13 protein-coding genes, 1 tRNA gene and 1 other RNA gene are annotated in these 15797 nt (G+C 40.9%); 2 read left to right on the top strand and 13 right to left on the bottom strand.

Going from position 1 to position 15797, the window contains the following annotated elements; genetic code table 11:
- Nucleotides 1-61 precede the first annotated feature (61 nt).
- The 10 genes from L0B18_RS05425 to L0B18_RS05380 all read right to left on the bottom strand — a co-directional run bounded on the left by L0B18_RS05425 (nt 62) and on the right by L0B18_RS05380 (nt 8534).
- Nucleotides 62-1462, bottom strand: a complete 1401-nt coding sequence (locus L0B18_RS05425; RefSeq protein ID WP_234569279.1) for a hypothetical protein — start codon at nt 1460-1462, stop codon at nt 62-64.
- 45 nt (nt 1463-1507) lie between these two features.
- Nucleotides 1508-2206, bottom strand: a complete 699-nt coding sequence (locus L0B18_RS05420) for a glycosyltransferase family 2 protein (protein WP_234569261.1) — start codon at nt 2204-2206, stop codon at nt 1508-1510.
- 169 nt (nt 2207-2375) lie between these two features.
- The gene (locus L0B18_RS05415; protein ID WP_234569243.1) at nt 2376-3125 is read right to left on the bottom strand and encodes a glycosyltransferase family 2 protein; all 750 of its coding nucleotides are present in this window, start codon (nt 3123-3125) and stop codon (nt 2376-2378) included.
- Nucleotides 3126-3166: 41 nt separating this feature from the next.
- Nucleotides 3167-3901, bottom strand: a complete 735-nt coding sequence (locus tag L0B18_RS05410; protein ID WP_234569228.1) for a glycosyltransferase family 2 protein — start codon at nt 3899-3901, stop codon at nt 3167-3169.
- 1 nt (nt 3902) lies between these two features.
- Nucleotides 3903-4685 (bottom strand): glycosyltransferase family 2 protein, encoded by a 783-nt coding sequence (locus L0B18_RS05405; RefSeq protein WP_234569223.1) that lies wholly within the window; start codon nt 4683-4685, stop codon nt 3903-3905.
- Between the two features lie 4 nt (nt 4686-4689).
- Nucleotides 4690-6513, bottom strand: a complete 1824-nt coding sequence (locus L0B18_RS05400) for a glycosyltransferase (protein ID WP_234569219.1) — start codon at nt 6511-6513, stop codon at nt 4690-4692.
- 93 nt (nt 6514-6606) lie between these two features.
- The gene (locus L0B18_RS05395; RefSeq protein ID WP_234569216.1) at nt 6607-7701 is read right to left on the bottom strand and encodes a nucleotidyltransferase family protein; all 1095 of its coding nucleotides are present in this window, start codon (nt 7699-7701) and stop codon (nt 6607-6609) included.
- On the bottom strand, nt 7701-8174 hold the full coding sequence (locus L0B18_RS05390; protein WP_234569213.1) for a PqqD family peptide modification chaperone: 474 nt from the start codon (nt 8172-8174) through the stop codon (nt 7701-7703). Before L0B18_RS05390 ends, L0B18_RS05395 begins: the two co-directional genes overlap by 1 nt.
- 97 nt (nt 8175-8271) lie before the next feature.
- Nucleotides 8272-8371, bottom strand: an RNA gene (gene ffs / locus L0B18_RS05385) — signal recognition particle sRNA small type.
- Nucleotides 8372-8460: 89 nt separating this feature from the next.
- Nucleotides 8461-8534, bottom strand: a tRNA-Ala gene (locus L0B18_RS05380).
- Between the two features lie 128 nt (nt 8535-8662).
- Here L0B18_RS05380 and L0B18_RS05375 point away from each other — a divergent pair.
- A complete protein-coding gene (locus L0B18_RS05375; RefSeq protein ID WP_234569210.1) occupies nt 8663-9619 on the top strand; it encodes an OmpA family protein in 957 nt (318 codons plus the stop codon).
- A 69-nt stretch (nt 9620-9688) separates the two neighbouring features.
- Here the strand turns inward: L0B18_RS05375 and L0B18_RS05370 are convergent, their stop codons facing one another.
- The 3 genes from L0B18_RS05370 to L0B18_RS05360 all read right to left on the bottom strand — a co-directional run bounded on the left by L0B18_RS05370 (nt 9689) and on the right by L0B18_RS05360 (nt 13905).
- The gene (locus tag L0B18_RS05370; RefSeq protein ID WP_234569207.1) at nt 9689-12070 is read right to left on the bottom strand and encodes a DUF5686 and carboxypeptidase-like regulatory domain-containing protein; all 2382 of its coding nucleotides are present in this window, start codon (nt 12068-12070) and stop codon (nt 9689-9691) included.
- Nucleotides 12071-12167: 97 nt separating this feature from the next.
- Nucleotides 12168-13205, bottom strand: coding sequence for an ABC transporter ATP-binding protein (locus tag L0B18_RS05365; RefSeq protein WP_234569204.1), 1038 nt, complete (start codon nt 13203-13205; stop codon nt 12168-12170).
- Nucleotides 13206-13365: 160 nt separating this feature from the next.
- Entirely contained in the window at nt 13366-13905 is a 540-nt protein-coding gene (locus tag L0B18_RS05360; RefSeq protein ID WP_234569201.1) for an outer membrane beta-barrel protein, read from the bottom strand.
- 369 nt (nt 13906-14274) lie between these two features.
- On the opposite strand from L0B18_RS05360, the gene L0B18_RS05355 reads away from it, so the two are divergent.
- Nucleotides 14275-15765 (top strand): Gfo/Idh/MocA family oxidoreductase, encoded by a 1491-nt coding sequence (locus tag L0B18_RS05355; RefSeq protein WP_370647529.1) that lies wholly within the window; start codon nt 14275-14277, stop codon nt 15763-15765.
- The last annotated feature ends 32 nt before the right edge of the window (nt 15766-15797 follow it).

Here is a 15797-nt window from a genome sequence, read left to right as displayed (position 1 = left end):
ATTGCCGGCCTGAACAATATGTGCTCCTAATATCTACCTGAATGGCTTTTGTAACATCTTATCATTTTGAAATTAAATCTCGTTGATTGAAGTAGTTTTTCACCTGTTTCGAAACCATGTCGATATCATAATTTTCTATATCAACAAAAATCATGAAGTCCTCAGAATTGTCGAAACCCACATGATTTAAATACGGCCTTTCAGTTTTGTAGAGCATAATCATCAGAGGCATTTTTGTCTGGTCACCATAAGTTGCCAAAAACTTTGGAATCATGATCCCCTGTGTACCGCAAATTAAAATTTCGGCTTCCATAAACGAGTGAATAAACTTGTACAGTTTTTCAACCTCTTCGCCGATGACGCTTTCCACCCCGGGTAACATTCGAAATTCCTGAAATTCCTGTTCATCATATGTAGACTCTATCTCCTTCAGTTTTGAAATTTCTTTATGAGAAATATCCTCAACTTTGTAGGACTGATAAATGGCCCGAAACGTCTTCTTAAATCCATCCGAAAAAACAGCCGCCGAAATTTCCGATGCATCAAATTGTTTCAGTAAATCCTTCAAAAATCTATAAAACTCATCTACATCAATCAGTAACCGATGTGATATATCCTGCCTTTTTTGGAATTGTGTGTATTTTCCTTTCGTCTCGTACCACGTTGGGATAAATGTATTCCAGGGAGTTTTCAGAACACCTGTATCACCCTGGCGTATGTGGACCATCACTTTTTTAGTATTCTCTTTGAAGGTCGATTTAAACTGATTTTCACTCTCCATGTCTCTGAATAGTTGGCGAAAATCCAACTCATGTTCTCTCTTTGATGCGACATATTTATAATATTTAAAATAGGTTATCGGACTGCATTCAAACGTAATAAGAATCGTCCGGTCGTTTTTCAAAAAAGGGTGAAGAATCACCTTCATTTCATCAATCAGCGTCTCATAATTCTTTACAGAGTTACTCCTAAAAAGCGTTGCCTCCATGTTGATTTTAACTTCTTTTGTGCCGTCGGGTAAATTCCGGCCGAAATTTCTTTTGAGGAAAGAATTCAACCCTAAAAAATCAAAAATATCTGATTGGTCTTTACCCGGAAGTTTTTCTTTTGAATATGGATAGAAAAGAAAAGGAACCGAACTCCTGTGCGAGCTTAACCGGGTGTGATGATATTTTAACCCCAAACCCAATCCCAGTTTGTATAAAAAAGAAAAGCCAATAAGCTGATCTGTAAAGCCTGTTTTTACCAGGTCTGTTGTAAAGTAGATTTCAGAATTGGAATGAAGAATCTCACCAAATTCCTCAATTTTATCGCCCCGCGTTTTAAAAGAAATGCCCCGGATTGTTTGGCGGACCAAGTGTTTATAATAGCTGATTTTTTTTTCGAGAACACGTCTCTTCCAGCTTCTGAATTTGTCCACGTAGATTTTTACTTCATGTATCAATTCATCTTTATCAGCCATCAGATTTTCGGCAAAAGTAGTTCAAAAAAACAGTAACAGCGGAGTTCAATTGTCCCTTCCTTTGTTTTCTCTTTTTCTGTTAATAGACTCTTTTAAAACTTTAATATAATCCCCACGGTATTCCCGTTTCTTGATGCCAATATTATCGGTGTGAATTCTCCTTTTTAAAACAATGTCATCAATAATTTCAAACTTGAAGCCGGCGTCCTTGGCGCGAGAAAACCAATCGATATATTCGGCCAAAATCAACTCCTCATTAAAAAGCCCAACTTCATCAAACACCTCTTTTTTGGTAAGCGAAGCACCTGCCACATAACCCGGCATAATTTCCTGGCCCTGAGGGATTCGCTTTTCAGGAGATTTCACATCCCCACTGATAAACTGCTGAACGTGCCCAAAAACCATCTGCAGATCTTCGTTTGAATGAAGAAGTGCGAGAAGTTTTTCTATGTGATCTTCCGGCCAAATATCATCATTATCCAAAAAAGCCAGCAATTCTCCCTTGGAAATTCTGATTCCTGTATTTCTTGCACCCGAAATGCCCTTGTTTTCCTGACAAATTAATTGAACGTCAGGAAAATATTTTTGGGCTACTTCAACACTTTTGTCGGTTGAGCCGTCGTCGACCAAAATAATTTCCAGTGGCTGAATCGTTTGGGCCAGCACACTTTCAACGGCTTCTGCCAAATATTTCTCGGCGTTGTAAACCGGAATAATTACACTAATGGATTCTTTAAAAGACATTATTTTAGCTACCTGGCAAAATTAAAATTTACCCCTTTCGATATTTTGAAGTGCATTCTGCACAACTATCATAAGGTTTTTATTCTTTATTTCCACATTCAAGAAAAGGGTGGCTTGAGTTTTTTTTGGTGTGCAATACTTTTCAAAAATAATGAAATCAAATACCGAGTCATTGAGACTTCCAGTAACTAATGATTTCTTCAATGTTCCCTAATTTCGGCAAATCTTCAACCTTTCTGTTCCCTGATTTTCTGCGCCGGTCGAGTGATTTTTTATACGCTTTCAGAAGGTAAAAATTCTTTCTTCTCTCATCGAGAGTTATGTTTTGATCATGCCGGCGATAATATTGAACGACATCCGGATGGCTCCAAACTTTTATCCCGGCTTCCAATATTCTTAAAAAAAGATCCACATCTTCCCCTATAAACATACTCTCATCAAATATGCCAACCTTATCAAAGATTTTCTTTTTCAGAATCGCACATCCAAACTGCAGCACGTATTCTCCATTTTTACTTTCCTCATGAATGATTTTGCTCGTTTTTGAGAACGGAATCCGTTTAAGCAGACCAATCACCATATCATGGTCCGGATTTTTACGGAATAGTTCTAATTGCAATTCGAGCTTATTTTCTACCCAAATATCATCAGCATCTATGAAAGCAATGTATTCTCCCCGAACCAGTTCCAATCCTTTGTTCCGCGCTGCTGCAACACCGCCATTTTGCTGATAAACATACCGAATAACGTCCCCATATTTCTTCGCGATTTTCTCTGTGCCATCAGTGGAACCGTCATTTACAACAATAATCTCAAGAGGCTGTATGGTTTGCTGAAGAATACTTTTGATGGAATCGTCCAGGTATTTCTCACCATTATAAACCGGTATAATTACGCTAACAGATGGTTTGCTTTCCATAATAAAATAAGTGGGTTGCAATGGCCTGATGCCTATTGTATTTACGACTGCCAAAACTCCATAATGGCTCCCATTTTTGCTAAATCGGGAAGATTTTTACCGGCTTTCCTTCGCCTGTCAACTGTTTTTTTAAAAACCCTGAGTAAATCGTGAAAGGAGCGGTTTTTATCCAGCGTGATATTCTGGTCATGGCGGCGGTAAAATTGTACAACATCCTTATGGCCAAATACTTTGATTTCTGAATCGAGAATTCTTAAGAACAGGTCAACATCTTCACAGAATCCCATTTCTTCATCAAAAGTGCCAACTTTGTCAAAAACTTTTCTTTTAATCAGTGAACTTCCGGCTGACACCGCATACTCGCCATCCTCATGGTTTATTTTTAAAGCTTCTTCTGTCTTTGAAATTGGAATTCGCTTTAAGAGGCCAAGTACAATTTCGTATTCAGGGTTTTCATGAAATAGTTGAAGTTGCCGTTCTAATTTATTTTCCAGCCAAATATCATCAGCATCTAAAAATCCGATTAGCTCCCCTTGTGCTGTTCGCAATCCACAATTCCGGGCGGATGCTGTCCCGCCATTTTCCTTGTAAACGTATCGAATCTTATCTTTAAACTTCTTCAATACAATTTCTGTAGTATCTTCAGATCCATCGTTTACAACAATAATTTCTGCCGGTTTTATACTCTGCCCGAGAACACTTTCAATAGCTTCTCCAACAAATTTTTCGCCGTTATAGACGGGAATGATTACACTAACTTTTTTCGCAGGTTCCATTTCAGTTTACAACCTCGGTGGAAATATTATCCCAAACATCAATCAGATCATCCAGATTTTCCGATTTGGGTATTTCCTGTTGAGATAAAAGATGATTTTTGGATTTTCTATCTTTCGCCTTCTTAAGAATCTTAAACAAATAATAATTCGATTTTGCTTTATTATTCGTTCTGTTATGGGGATGCTTCCTGTAGAATAATACCAGTTCCCGCCCAATCCCCATTTTTAATCCAAGCTCTCTTGCTCTTAAGAACCAGTCTGTATCCTGCCTTAAAAACAGTTCCTCATCAAACAGGCCTACCTTCTTAAAAACAGTTTTTTTTATCATCGTTGCACCCATCACCAAGTGTAAAAAAATTCTCTCTTTTGCCTTTTTTATGTCGATGTCTTCAGGAAAATCGAAATCTAGTTCAGCAGTTAATCCAACTGATATTTCAAGATTACAGTATTTCCTGAACTGCCCCAAGTGAAAGAATATATGACCGGGCGCCCAAATGTCATCTGCATCCATAAAGGTTATATACGCTCCATTTGCAGCTTCAATTCCCCTGTTCCTTGCCAGAGAGGGACCACAATTGGCCTGGTTAATGACCGTAATCAGTCCATCAAAATCTTTGAGGCATTTTTCGGTTTGATCCGTCGAGCCATCGTTCACAATAATAATTTCAAGGGGATTATATTCCTGTGAAAGTACACTTCTGATGGCTTGGCATATATATTTCTCCCCGTTATAAACCGGAAGCACAACAGATACCAGTGGATTATTATGGCTTTGCGATACCATAAAATCATTTGTCTTTGTAGGATCGATGCCGGTCAATGGCTCTCTTAACCGTCCTGAGCCTGTTCAGCTCAGCAAGAGTTTTTCCTTCTGTCATATTTTCCCCATGCCTGCGAACAAACAAAGTTACTTCATCCAGCCATTTGATGGGAATGTGTTCTTCCCGCGCACGATTGTACCAATCCGTATCTTCACCAAAAAGTAATCCCAAATCAAACAAGCCAACTTTCGAAAATACATCCGCACGGTAAAGACCGGCTCCGATGTAAAATTCATACGATTCTTTAGGATTTCCCAAGTATTCCTTTCCACCTGCTTTTGCATCTCTGAATAACTGGGCATACCCGCGTACGACATGCAAATCTTCGTTCTCTTCAAGGAGCTCTACCAAATAGGAAAGATTATTCTCCGGCCATAAATCATCTACATCAAGAAAAGCAATGTATTTTCCAGAAGCATCTTTAATCCCCGTATTTCTTGCAGATGACGGGCCCGAATTTTGGCGGCTGAAATATCGTACGTCCGTTTTTAAATTTCTGATGATAAAGTCGGAATTATCCGTTGATCCATCATTCACAATAATAATCTCAACGGCAGGATAATCCTGGCTGAGAACGTTCTCCACGGCTTCTTCGATAAATTTCTCGCCATTATGGACAGGTATGATCACACTTACCAATGGAATATCATCTTTCTGATGAATACCCGTTTTTGCTGCTGAATATTTATACTCAGGATTTTTTAAATGATTGCGCAATGCAACCGGCACTTTTTCGATATCACTTCCCAGGTTAAGCGTCATACATGGGACGGCCTCACACAGCTCTTTGAAATAATCGTGAGTATGGATTCCAACACCCGGCAATTGCGACATCGTTGTAAACGACATAGCCCTGTAAATCTGCCAAAAAGATATGGACGAAAAGGTTGTCTCTGCCTGATCTTTTTGGATAGAGGGCATTAAAATGGATTTAATCGGAAGCTCATTTTTTATCTGGCCTTTAAATGCCGGGTAGAGATAAATAACATCCTTTTCCTGATCCTGCTCAAGATGTTCAGCTTTATATCCCTCCAATTCAGTAAATCGGTGTTTGTCGTTCACACCAATTTTTGCGGTGCTGTACAGGGTAAACACTTTAGGAACCGGATCTTTTTTTACAATCAAATAATCATCCGAAAGATAGTACATTCCATCCACCAGAGAACTAAGCGCTGTGGTAGATTTGCCTGCCCCTCCTTTCGCAGTTATTAGAACAGCTCCGTCATCGGTACCAACGGCAGCCGCATGCATAAGCTGGCAGCCGTTTTTTTCCATCCACCAATGAAAAATCGTTCTGAATGGTGAGGAAGTGGCCCAGTACGGCAGATGGTCGGGATTTTTCACCCAGTACACAGCTTTGTTTGAATCCATATCCATCACATTCACTGAAAATTCACTCCAGTGGAAAGCTGTTTTTATTCTTTCACTGTTAAATCCCCAAATATCGCCCCGATCTGTGAAATGTGTATTCTCGCAAGGCGGCGCCGCCATGTCAACCCCGGTTGACTCAGAGTCCCAGATATAAATGGTTGCCTCGGCTTCGGACTTCGCCGGCAAACGAAGATGCGATAAAGCCGGTGTTAATAGCGGAATAAGAGAAGCACCCGCAAAAACAAAACACACCGTAGTGCCGGCAATATTGTAATAGTGTTTAATCTCACCTGTTCTTTTTACTGCCTCTGAATAACAATCAATGCACTGCTCAAAAAACTGAAGCTGTTCTTCTTCAGTCCGTTGGGGAATATTCATTCCCACCGGTACAATATCCATCCCAAAGCTACGCTTTACCATCTTCTTTCTATAAAGTGTGATTTTGTCACCTACATGTAATGTATTGACGAATCGAAAATTATCTATTACATGATTAAAATTCCGGAAGAACAATTACTCTTTCAGGCGAGCTTTCATTCTATCTAATGCATATCCAATCAATCCAAAATGAATGGACACCAATCCTTCCCGGTTGGTTTGTCGCAAATATCTGGCGTAGAATGAATAAACCCGATCGGAAAATGTAAACTCAAGAGCGTTATCACCGATTTTCTTCCCATGCCAATAAACAACTTTTTCGACATAAGAAGGTTTGTAGTTATTAATTTGGTCTATCACTTCCCGAGGAATATCGGCACCAAAATGTTTTTTAATATACAACAAGGCCTCTTTTATCTGAAGGTACACCCGAAGCTTTTGTGAGTACAACAAAAGTCGTTGCCAATCCACAGAAACATCTTTTGAATTGATGATGGTAACGGCATCTGCAACCCATCGAATAGGTGGCTCGGGGTTTTTCCGTATTCCGTGGACAATGGTATGAAAGAGATTATCCGTGGCGGAGAAAATATGTGTCTTCACCCCGGCAATTTCAATCGGGATCACTTCATCCCAAAAATCTGTGATCTCAATATTTTCGTGAGCATGGCTGATGGCGTGCCAGTGAAGATCGATTTCAGTATTGTCCGCATCCTTGAAAGCTATACCCCTGCCATAATCCAGGTTATGCTGAAGCAGATGAGTGTCTTGTAAAACAAAACCGGTATTTTTTAAAACGTCAATTGCATGGTGAGCCTCTGTAAATGGGACCAGAATATCCATATCTGCCATAGGCCGGATGCCGTAATTTTTATAGACCCATTCGGTGAGAGCAATCCCTTTCAGAACGGCTGTTTTAATTCCAGTTTTATGCAACGTCTCGAGAACCGTTCCGGTTTTATAGAAAAGCTGTTGATTTTTAATCCAGGCTTGCCGGTAAATTCCTTTTAAGCGGCCCTCGACAAGATCATCTGAATAGCCAAATGAGGAAAGATTATGATAGGTAAGGGGTAGCAACCGAAATGAACCATGATCGACATCTAATTCGAAATCTACTTCTTTTCTCCATTGCTTCCACGCTGGCAGAGCAACATCTTTATCCATCAATGCTGCTTTGAGAAGCATTTCCTGGGATGGGCTCGGGAAAGCTCCCCCAACACTCGATTGCACTATTTTTCTTGTTTAGGTTCCTTTTTGGGCTCTGGCCAGCCCTTTTCATCAACATCGTGGATCGGGTCTAAAAGCAACATATCTTTCATATCCGAGTACTTGTTAAGGCTGAGTTTGTCGAGCTTCTCCACTGCTTTTTTAAATTCCTCTGCAGTTTGTTTGTCCACTTCAAAAGGAACAGGTGAACTTTTCTCATCCACTACCAGCAATTCTTCCTCGACGAGAGTTTTCAGAAATCCATCGAACGCTTTCTCAATCTCATTTCTCTTGGTTTTATCCGCTTTCTGAAAGGCTTGATTTATCCCATCAACATCACCTGATTCGCATATCAGATCCCAAATAACCGTTCCCGGCCATTCAATGCTGTAATAATTCCCGGTACTTAAATTCAATAAGATGGCTTCGCCTTCTATGGTTTCATGTACTACATGCGGTTCATTAACTCGTAAATAAGTTTCTTTTGCGATACCCATACCGAAGACCCGTATAATATTTATTGTTTTTTAATAAACATGTATAAAAGAACTGCAACTTCTACTCCTCTTTTTTATCCCCGAAAAAAATAAAAAAAGAGGGCAAGCTACCCATATCACGCCGCTACGACCTGCTACCGCTGCTGCCTTCCGACCCTGACGGAGTTCACAGGGAGCTGGCTGTATGGAACTTGCCCGAATCCCTAAGATAAAAGCTTTTACAGTAAATCTAAACCTAAAACCGCTATAACTTTTAACAGTAATCTTTTAGATTTGGAGAGTGATGTGGAGCTACGGGGATTCGAACCCCGGACCTTCGCGCTGCCAGCGCGACGCTCTAGCCAGCTGAGCTATAGCCCCTCACGAGAGACCTAATATATCATGTTTCCAGTTTATAAGTCAAAAAACCTTTTGATTGCCTTTGCGGTTCTTTATTTTTGGTATATAAGCAAAAAACATATGGAAATACCCAAATAATCCAACAAGATATGCTCAAACCACTCAAGATTGTTTCTTTTACACTTTTCATTTCTGCACTGATTTTATCCGGATGTGGGCCAAGCGGTCCCGGACCTGAGCCTGATCCCCTAACCATTGAATACCTTCGGAGCCTTTCTGACGAAGAACTCCAACAGAGAGACAGCGATGGTGATGACGTAAATGATTACGATGAACTGTACGTTTACGAGACCAATCCGTTGGAGCCTGATACAGATGATGACGGATTGAACGATTACGATGAGATTTTTGAATATGGAACAGATCCTCTGGTTGCTGATTCTGATGAAGACGGACTTAGTGATGGAGATGAAGCAAATGTTTACAATACGGATCCATTGAATCCGGATTCTGACGGTGATGGTTTGAGTGACGGTGATGAAGTAAATGTGCACGAAACCGATCCGCTAAATACAGATACAGATGGCGATGGCCTGGATGATGGCGCTGAAGTAAATGAATATGGTACAGATCCAATAAATAATGATTCTGATGGCGACGGATTCAGTGATGGCCTTGAAATTGAAGAAGGTACAGATCCCCTTGATCCTGAAGATCCTCCTTTTATCCGAGAAGGTTCCATGAATACGATTAACTTTGGATTTGATCAATCAAACATTACCGACAGAGCTGCTCAACTCTTGTCACTCAACGTTGAAAGACTGCTGAGAGCACAAGCATTTAGTGTTCGGGTTGATGCTTATACCGACCACATTGGCGGCGACCAGTACAACCTCCGCTTAAGTGTGAGGAGAGCGAATTCGGTAGCAGATTTTTATAAGAGAAACGGAATCAGTGAAGATAGGATTGAGCTCCGCGGATTAGGGAAAGCACCTGTGCCATGTGCCGAAGCCGAAATGGATGCAAATACCCCCGGTTGTGAGAAGAACAGAAGAGCGGAATCGCATCCGGTGAATCCTCATTCATTCACTCCAATGAATAACTGATTCAACTAAATAATAGAATAGATTTTAAAGGCGGACTTTTCAGTTCGCCTTTTTTATTTGATGTGATTTTTAAAAATATTTTGGAACGCTAAACCCGATAAAGAATCCGGGAGCATCGAGGCGTTTAGCAAAATCCAGCCGAATAATTCCAAATACACTGTTCAAACTTGCCCCTATCTCTGTATGAATATCATCTGAAATCAACAGATTATAGGGATCTTCGTTTTTAGCATCCGCATAGCCGGCGCCACCAAACAGGATAATTCCCCAGCCCTTATCCACAAGATAATCGATACCAAGCAGTTCAAATGGTATCGTTCTGAAATTATGCTCCCCATATGCGGTCCAATATCGTCTGCCCACATATGGAACTGATTTGCGGGTTTTAATCACACCAAAAGGAGTAAACCGGTTCATAGCTCCGTCAACACTTCCAAACCGTTGCAATGGCAAATAATCTCCAAGGTAGGTTCCCCCGGCAAAGAAGAGATCAAGTGCATTCGCAAAAAGCCTTCGTTGGTAAAACGTTTCAATGTGTACGTCAACCTGTGCGGAAAATCTTGTAAAATCGAAATCACTTCCAAGAGCATCGCTGCTGTGTTCAGCCATTAAAATGACCTGATTTTTTCCCATAAATCCGAAATCTTTCGGCACTTTATTATAAGCTACATTGAGTGAAATTGATTGTAATGTCCCTTCATCAATTGCCGGATTTGGTCTGCGATCTTTATGCCAACCAAACAAACTGTAGTTAAAGACCGGGGTTTCATCAAAAGAGTTGTGTAATTCCCGATTCCCCGTTACTGTCACATCCAGTTCTGGAAACAGATTTTCCATCGTGATTCCTGCAAACATTTTTTCATTTCTGAAATAATCAAAATAATCTTCTGTACCCAACACAAGCGTTTGCAGGCTGTTAAAACCAAGTGAATACATTGGAGATAAAAACCGGGTGTCTGTTCCATATTCATAACCGGCGTTCAAAATAAACGAGGTATTTCCAGCATCAAATAACTCCTGATTTATAGAAAGACCCATATCCCACAACTCACTGTGAAAACTGTAGCCGCCATATCCGGAAAATGTCAGGCCAATATCATTCATTCTGTTCCGGTATTTTAAGCCGAGATGATATCCATCCATCCGGTTAAACCGGGCTCTTATTCCCAAACCATCAGGAAGCCAGCTCGTAATTCTACTGAAAGGTCCTGAATCATTATCGCTGCTGTCGTCATCCATATCCACCATATTGGCGAGAAAACCTTCCGGCTTAAAAGCTTCTTCGAAAGTTCGGGTACTGTCGATGGTTTCATAGGCTGAAACCTCCTCGGCAGTCAGGGGAATTGATTCAATCACAGCCTCACGATTTCCGGCGAATGAAGAATCAGCCCTGATAAAAACGTCGTGCTCCTGGTAAATTGAATCCGGTAGAACGGCATTTACCTGGTAATCGGATATTCTTGAAGTTTGACTGAATAAAAACGGCGGGAAACGTAATCCTACCATTCCCACTCGCACAGAGCCGTCTACCCGCATATCTACCGGGAGCCAAAATTCGCCGCCATAGTTACTGAACTGTTGTTGATACGAGAGGTTAAATTCCTGGATTGGCGGAGGAAAATTTACAACATCGTTGGGTTTCAGGTCTACTTCAATCAGTGCATAATCGCGTCCCAGCACCCAGGCCGTGCCCATAAACGTTGGCTGCCGTTGCCGGCGGGGCGTAACTCCAATTTTATAGACCGGTTTGCCATCCATTTGGTTGACATCCAGCAGTTCAAAGTGATAAAATTTCAGTGCATCAGGATGTGTAATTCCAACAATATTGTAGCCGGCAATTTCCACATTGTCATCATAAAAATTGGGTTGATAATTAACACCGGCAAAATTCTGATCCTCAGAAATATTTGATGTTTGTTTTCTTGATATTTGGATTTCGCGATGCCCTTTTTCATCATCCCAGAAAACAAGAGAGCTGCTTTCGCTGATGGAAACGATGGACGTATCATTGCTAAGAATTTGACGTGTGTACGCTTCTGCCTGATACGTTTCCAGATTTGCTCTCCAGAGTTTCTTTCTTTCAATGACCAATTCCATGATTGAAAGTCCGGGATCGCGTTCTGTTACCACAATTTCTTCGAGCTCGGTAACGGATGGTTTTAAGCCAACCCGAACAGGTAATGAAGAGCGTTTTGTAATCTCAATTCTTGAAGTTTCAAAGCCGATGTAACGAATGTTGAGAGTAACGGGAAGAGAATCAACCGATAGAGAAAAGAGCCCATCTTCGTTTGTAATGGTTCCTTTATAAGTTCCTTCTATAACAACTGTGGCAGAAGGAAGGCTTTCACCGGATTCAGAATCAATAACTATACCACGAACTTCTGTCTGAGAGAATGCCGGGGTTATTGAGACTATTAGAAATAAAAGAAGAAGAAATAAATGCCGTGTCATTAATGATTTTTTCTGCGGATTCGGACTTGTTCTTACGGCAACTCACACTCTTCGTTTCGAAGATTTTTGTCCATTTCCATTTTAAAATAAAACGGACCTATTGTTCCAAAACCACCGCCGACTCAAGGGGTTTTACAATCACCTCATCGTTCTGTTCAAACAAAATCCTGTTGTCTGTATGAACAATGTATCTCTCTCCGTCGCACTCTACATGATAGGTAATATCGTGCCCCTTAAATTCTCTCGCTACAATAATTCCTTTTTTGAATTCACCGGACGATCCATTCGAACTTTCAATTGTCAGATGCTCAGGCCGAATGGAACAAGTGATTTTGCCCTTTGCTTTCCGGTTTAGCTTCAGGTGACCGATTTTCGTTTCGATGGTATCCGTATCGGCAATATCTCCTTCAAACAGATTGGTTCTTCCAAGAAACTGGGCAACAAATTTATTTTTGGGTTGATAATAAACCTCCTCCGGGGTCCCGATTTGTTCGATGCAGCCATTATTCATCACACCGATTCTATCGGCAAAAGAGAGTGCTTCTTCCTGATCATGAGTAACAAGTACTGCACTCATTCCTGCCTTTTTAATAATGGATCGAACCTCTTTCCGGGTCGAATCACGGAGAATGGCATCAAGATTCGAGAAGGGTTCATCCAACAGAATCAACTCGGGTTCCGGTGCAATCGCCCTAGCAAGTGCTACGCGTTGTTGCTGCCCGCCGGATAGTTCGGCAGGTCCTTTATCTTTGTGATCTCCCATTCCGGTTCTGCATAACACTTCCTCTGCAAATACTTTGCGCTTGTGTTTGGGCAAATCTTTTAACCCAAACGCCACATTATCAAGAGCAGACATGTGGGGGAAAAGAGCATAATCCTGAAAAACAAAACCAATCCCTCTTTTCTGAGGAGAAACATGTGTTTGAAGAGATGAAAGCAAGGTGCCATTCAGATAAATTTCTCCATCGTCCAAATGTTCAAATCCCGAGATGAGGCGGAGGGTTGTTGTTTTCCCACAACCACTTGGCCCGAGAAGGGCAAAAATCTCGTTCTTATGGACATTAAAGGTTGTTTGGTTTACAACCGGAATGCCTTTTACAAAGGCTTTCGCAATATTTTTAACTTCAAGAAGCATGTTTATGCAGACTGAATGCGACTACAACATAAAGTCACTTATTTAAATACAGTCTACATAAACTAAGGAATATTTCATTTTATTGAAATGAGCAGGTGTAATGAGATTTCTCTTCCGCTTCAAACCTCCGGAAATATATTCAAAAGGTTATTTCAACAGATTAAAACCTCAAATTAAATCCAATAGCCAACCGGCTGATATTGTCGATATCAATGTCATCGGCACTTGTTAAATGTGCAATTCTATATTCAATAAATGGATTAAAGAGTGGCAAAAGCGTGATTTCCGCACCACCAAAACCATTCCAGTAAAAACTTGATTCATCACCAACAACTTCTTCAGGATCGAACTTAAACTGTTGGTTCCCTACTCCCAATCCAACATAAGGTTTTACAAGGCCTAACTTTACCCCGCCGAGGAGTGCCAACCCGTAATCATAAACATCTATCTCGGTGCTTATACTTTGGTCGTCCAAACTGAGCTCATTCGTTTCATTGAAGTAGCTGAAGTGAGCCCGAAGCCCCAGGTCTAAAAGTGGTACTCCTTCCAGAAAACCTTTCTCCATTCTAAAACCAAATCCATTCTTGGGGTCCTCCGATCGTACTTCGTAAGAAGCACCTATGGCAAACTGTGCATTTACAGTGTTGGCGATGGGTATTAATAAAAAGATTAAACCGAATGTAACGAATACTTTTTTCATAACTGGACTTGTTTGATGAGTATGGATAAATGGCAGATTCTTCTTTATAAACTCTAAATGTATAAGTTTATTTTTTCGCTTTTGTTTCATTGACAGCCGATTAAATTTATAACGAAATAGCAGGCTGACAAGTTTTAAAAATCTGTTAAACAGATTGAAATAAATCATTCTTGTTTTAAATTGAAGTAACATCAAAAAAAGATTAATATATACGTATGTCTTAATAGACTGGAAAGTTCGTCTAACCATTTGGTACAACGAATATTCTTCAGAAGATTATCGCTTCCACTAAGAAACTTTCCAACATCTTTTATTCATTGAATTCAATAATAAAAAACCCATATCATGAAAAAATTAGATAAAAAAGTTATGAATGGCGGTATCTCCCGCAGAGACTTCCTAGGCAAATCAGCTGCCTTTGCTGCGGGGTTTACCATTCTTCCAAGCACGGTTATCAGCGGTTTGGGACACCGGGCTCCCAGTGATAAATTAAACATTGCTGGTGTAGGGATTGGTGGTCGTGGTGCTGCTGTCCTCAGACCCATGAAAGACACTGAAAACATCGTAGCTCTTTGTGACGTTGACTGGCGTTATGCTCAAAGTACTTTTGATGAATATCCCAATGCAAAAAAATATTGGGACTGGCGTAAAATGTTCGACGAAATGGGAGACGAAATTGATGCAGTGGTAGTTGCTACGGCTGATCATTCTCACGCTATTGTTGCTGCTCATGCAATGACAATGGGCAAACATGTGTACGTTGAAAAACCATTGACACATACCGTATACGAATCAAGATTGCTGACCAAATTAGCCGCTGAATATGGCGTTGCTACTCAAATGGGAGATCAGGGAGCTTCCGGTGAAGGTATTAACCTTGTAACCGAATGGGTTCAAAATGGCGTAATTGGAGATGTAACAAAAATTGAAGCATTCACCGACCGACCTATTTGGCCACAAGGCCTGAACGTTCCTGAAGAGGAGCAAGCTGTTCCCGATACAATGAACTGGGATTTGTTTATTGGCCCTGCTGAAATGCGTCCATACAACGAAATTTACACCCCCTGGAACTTCCGCGGCTGGTGGGATTTCGGAACCGGAGCTTTAGGAGACATGGCTTGCCACATTCTGCACGCACCATTTAAGTCTCTTGAACTTGGCTATCCGACAAAAGTACAGGGTAGTTCAACACTTCTTCTTCAGGAATCTGCTCCAACCGCACAGCGTGTGCGCTTAACCTATCCTGAACGGGAAAGCAGTTTTGGAACTCTTCCGGAAGTAGAAGTTCATTGGTATGATGGCGGACTTCAGCCCCTCAAACCAGAAGGATGGCCAGAAGGCAGAGACATGAACCATCGTGGAGGTGGCGTACTTATGCACGGAACCAAAGACACACTGGTTCATGGATGTTATGGATCTGATCCATGGTTACTCTCTGGAAATACCCCCAATGTTCCTAAAACACAACGACGTGTTAAAGTAGGTGAACTTGAGGGCGAAGCAGGCCATCAAATGGATTGGGTTCGTGCTTGTAAAGAAAGCCCTGAAAATAGAACCGAAGCCAAATCATCCTTCGATAAATCCGGACCATTTAATGAAATGGTTGTGATGGGAGTTCTCGCTGTTCGTCTTCAGGAACTCGACAAAGAACTGAAGTGGGATGGTGAAAACATGGAGTTCACCAATATTGGTTCTGACGAAGAATTGCGTATTATTATTAAAGATGGCTTCAATATAGAAGACGGTAACCCGACCTTTAGTCGAGAATATACCGATCCAATAAATGCTCTTGAGTTTGCGAATGGCTTGATTAAGAAAGAATACAGAGCTCCTTGGAGTCTGCCAGACATGCCCATGTAAACTAAACCATTATAAATCTAAATAAATAATAC

The organism is Rhodohalobacter sp. 614A (assembly GCF_021462415.1).
Taxonomy (GTDB): domain Bacteria; phylum Bacteroidota; class Rhodothermia; order Balneolales; family Balneolaceae; genus Rhodohalobacter.
Note: the sequence above shows the minus strand (reverse complement) of the source record. Positions and strands in the feature narration are given on the sequence as shown.

What these genes read in the sequence shown, in the direction of transcription:
- L0B18_RS05425 (WP_234569279.1), bottom strand. Translation starts at nt 1,462, where the DNA reads ATGGCTGATAAAGATGAATTGATACATGAAGTAAAAATCTACGTGGAC.
- L0B18_RS05420 (WP_234569261.1), bottom strand. Translation starts at nt 2,206, where the DNA reads ATGTCTTTTAAAGAATCCATTAGTGTAATTATTCCGGTTTACAACGCC.
- L0B18_RS05415 (WP_234569243.1), bottom strand. Translation starts at nt 3,125, where the DNA reads ATGGAAAGCAAACCATCTGTTAGCGTAATTATACCGGTTTATAATGGT.
- L0B18_RS05410 (WP_234569228.1), bottom strand. Translation starts at nt 3,901, where the DNA reads ATGGAACCTGCGAAAAAAGTTAGTGTAATCATTCCCGTCTATAACGGC.
- L0B18_RS05405 (WP_234569223.1), bottom strand. Translation starts at nt 4,685, where the DNA reads ATGGTATCGCAAAGCCATAATAATCCACTGGTATCTGTTGTGCTTCCG.
- L0B18_RS05400 (WP_234569219.1), bottom strand. Translation starts at nt 6,513, where the DNA reads ATGGTAAAGCGTAGCTTTGGGATGGATATTGTACCGGTGGGAATGAAT.
- L0B18_RS05390 (WP_234569213.1), bottom strand. Translation starts at nt 8,174, where the DNA reads ATGGGTATCGCAAAAGAAACTTATTTACGAGTTAATGAACCGCATGTA.
- L0B18_RS05375 (WP_234569210.1), top strand. Translation starts at nt 8,663, where the DNA reads ATGCTCAAACCACTCAAGATTGTTTCTTTTACACTTTTCATTTCTGCA.
- L0B18_RS05370 (WP_234569207.1), bottom strand. Translation starts at nt 12,070, where the DNA reads ATGACACGGCATTTATTTCTTCTTCTTTTATTTCTAATAGTCTCAATA.
- L0B18_RS05365 (WP_234569204.1), bottom strand. Translation starts at nt 13,205, where the DNA reads ATGCTTCTTGAAGTTAAAAATATTGCGAAAGCCTTTGTAAAAGGCATT.
- L0B18_RS05360 (WP_234569201.1), bottom strand. Translation starts at nt 13,905, where the DNA reads ATGAAAAAAGTATTCGTTACATTCGGTTTAATCTTTTTATTAATACCC.
- L0B18_RS05355 (WP_370647529.1), top strand. Translation starts at nt 14,275, where the DNA reads ATGAATGGCGGTATCTCCCGCAGAGACTTCCTAGGCAAATCAGCTGCC.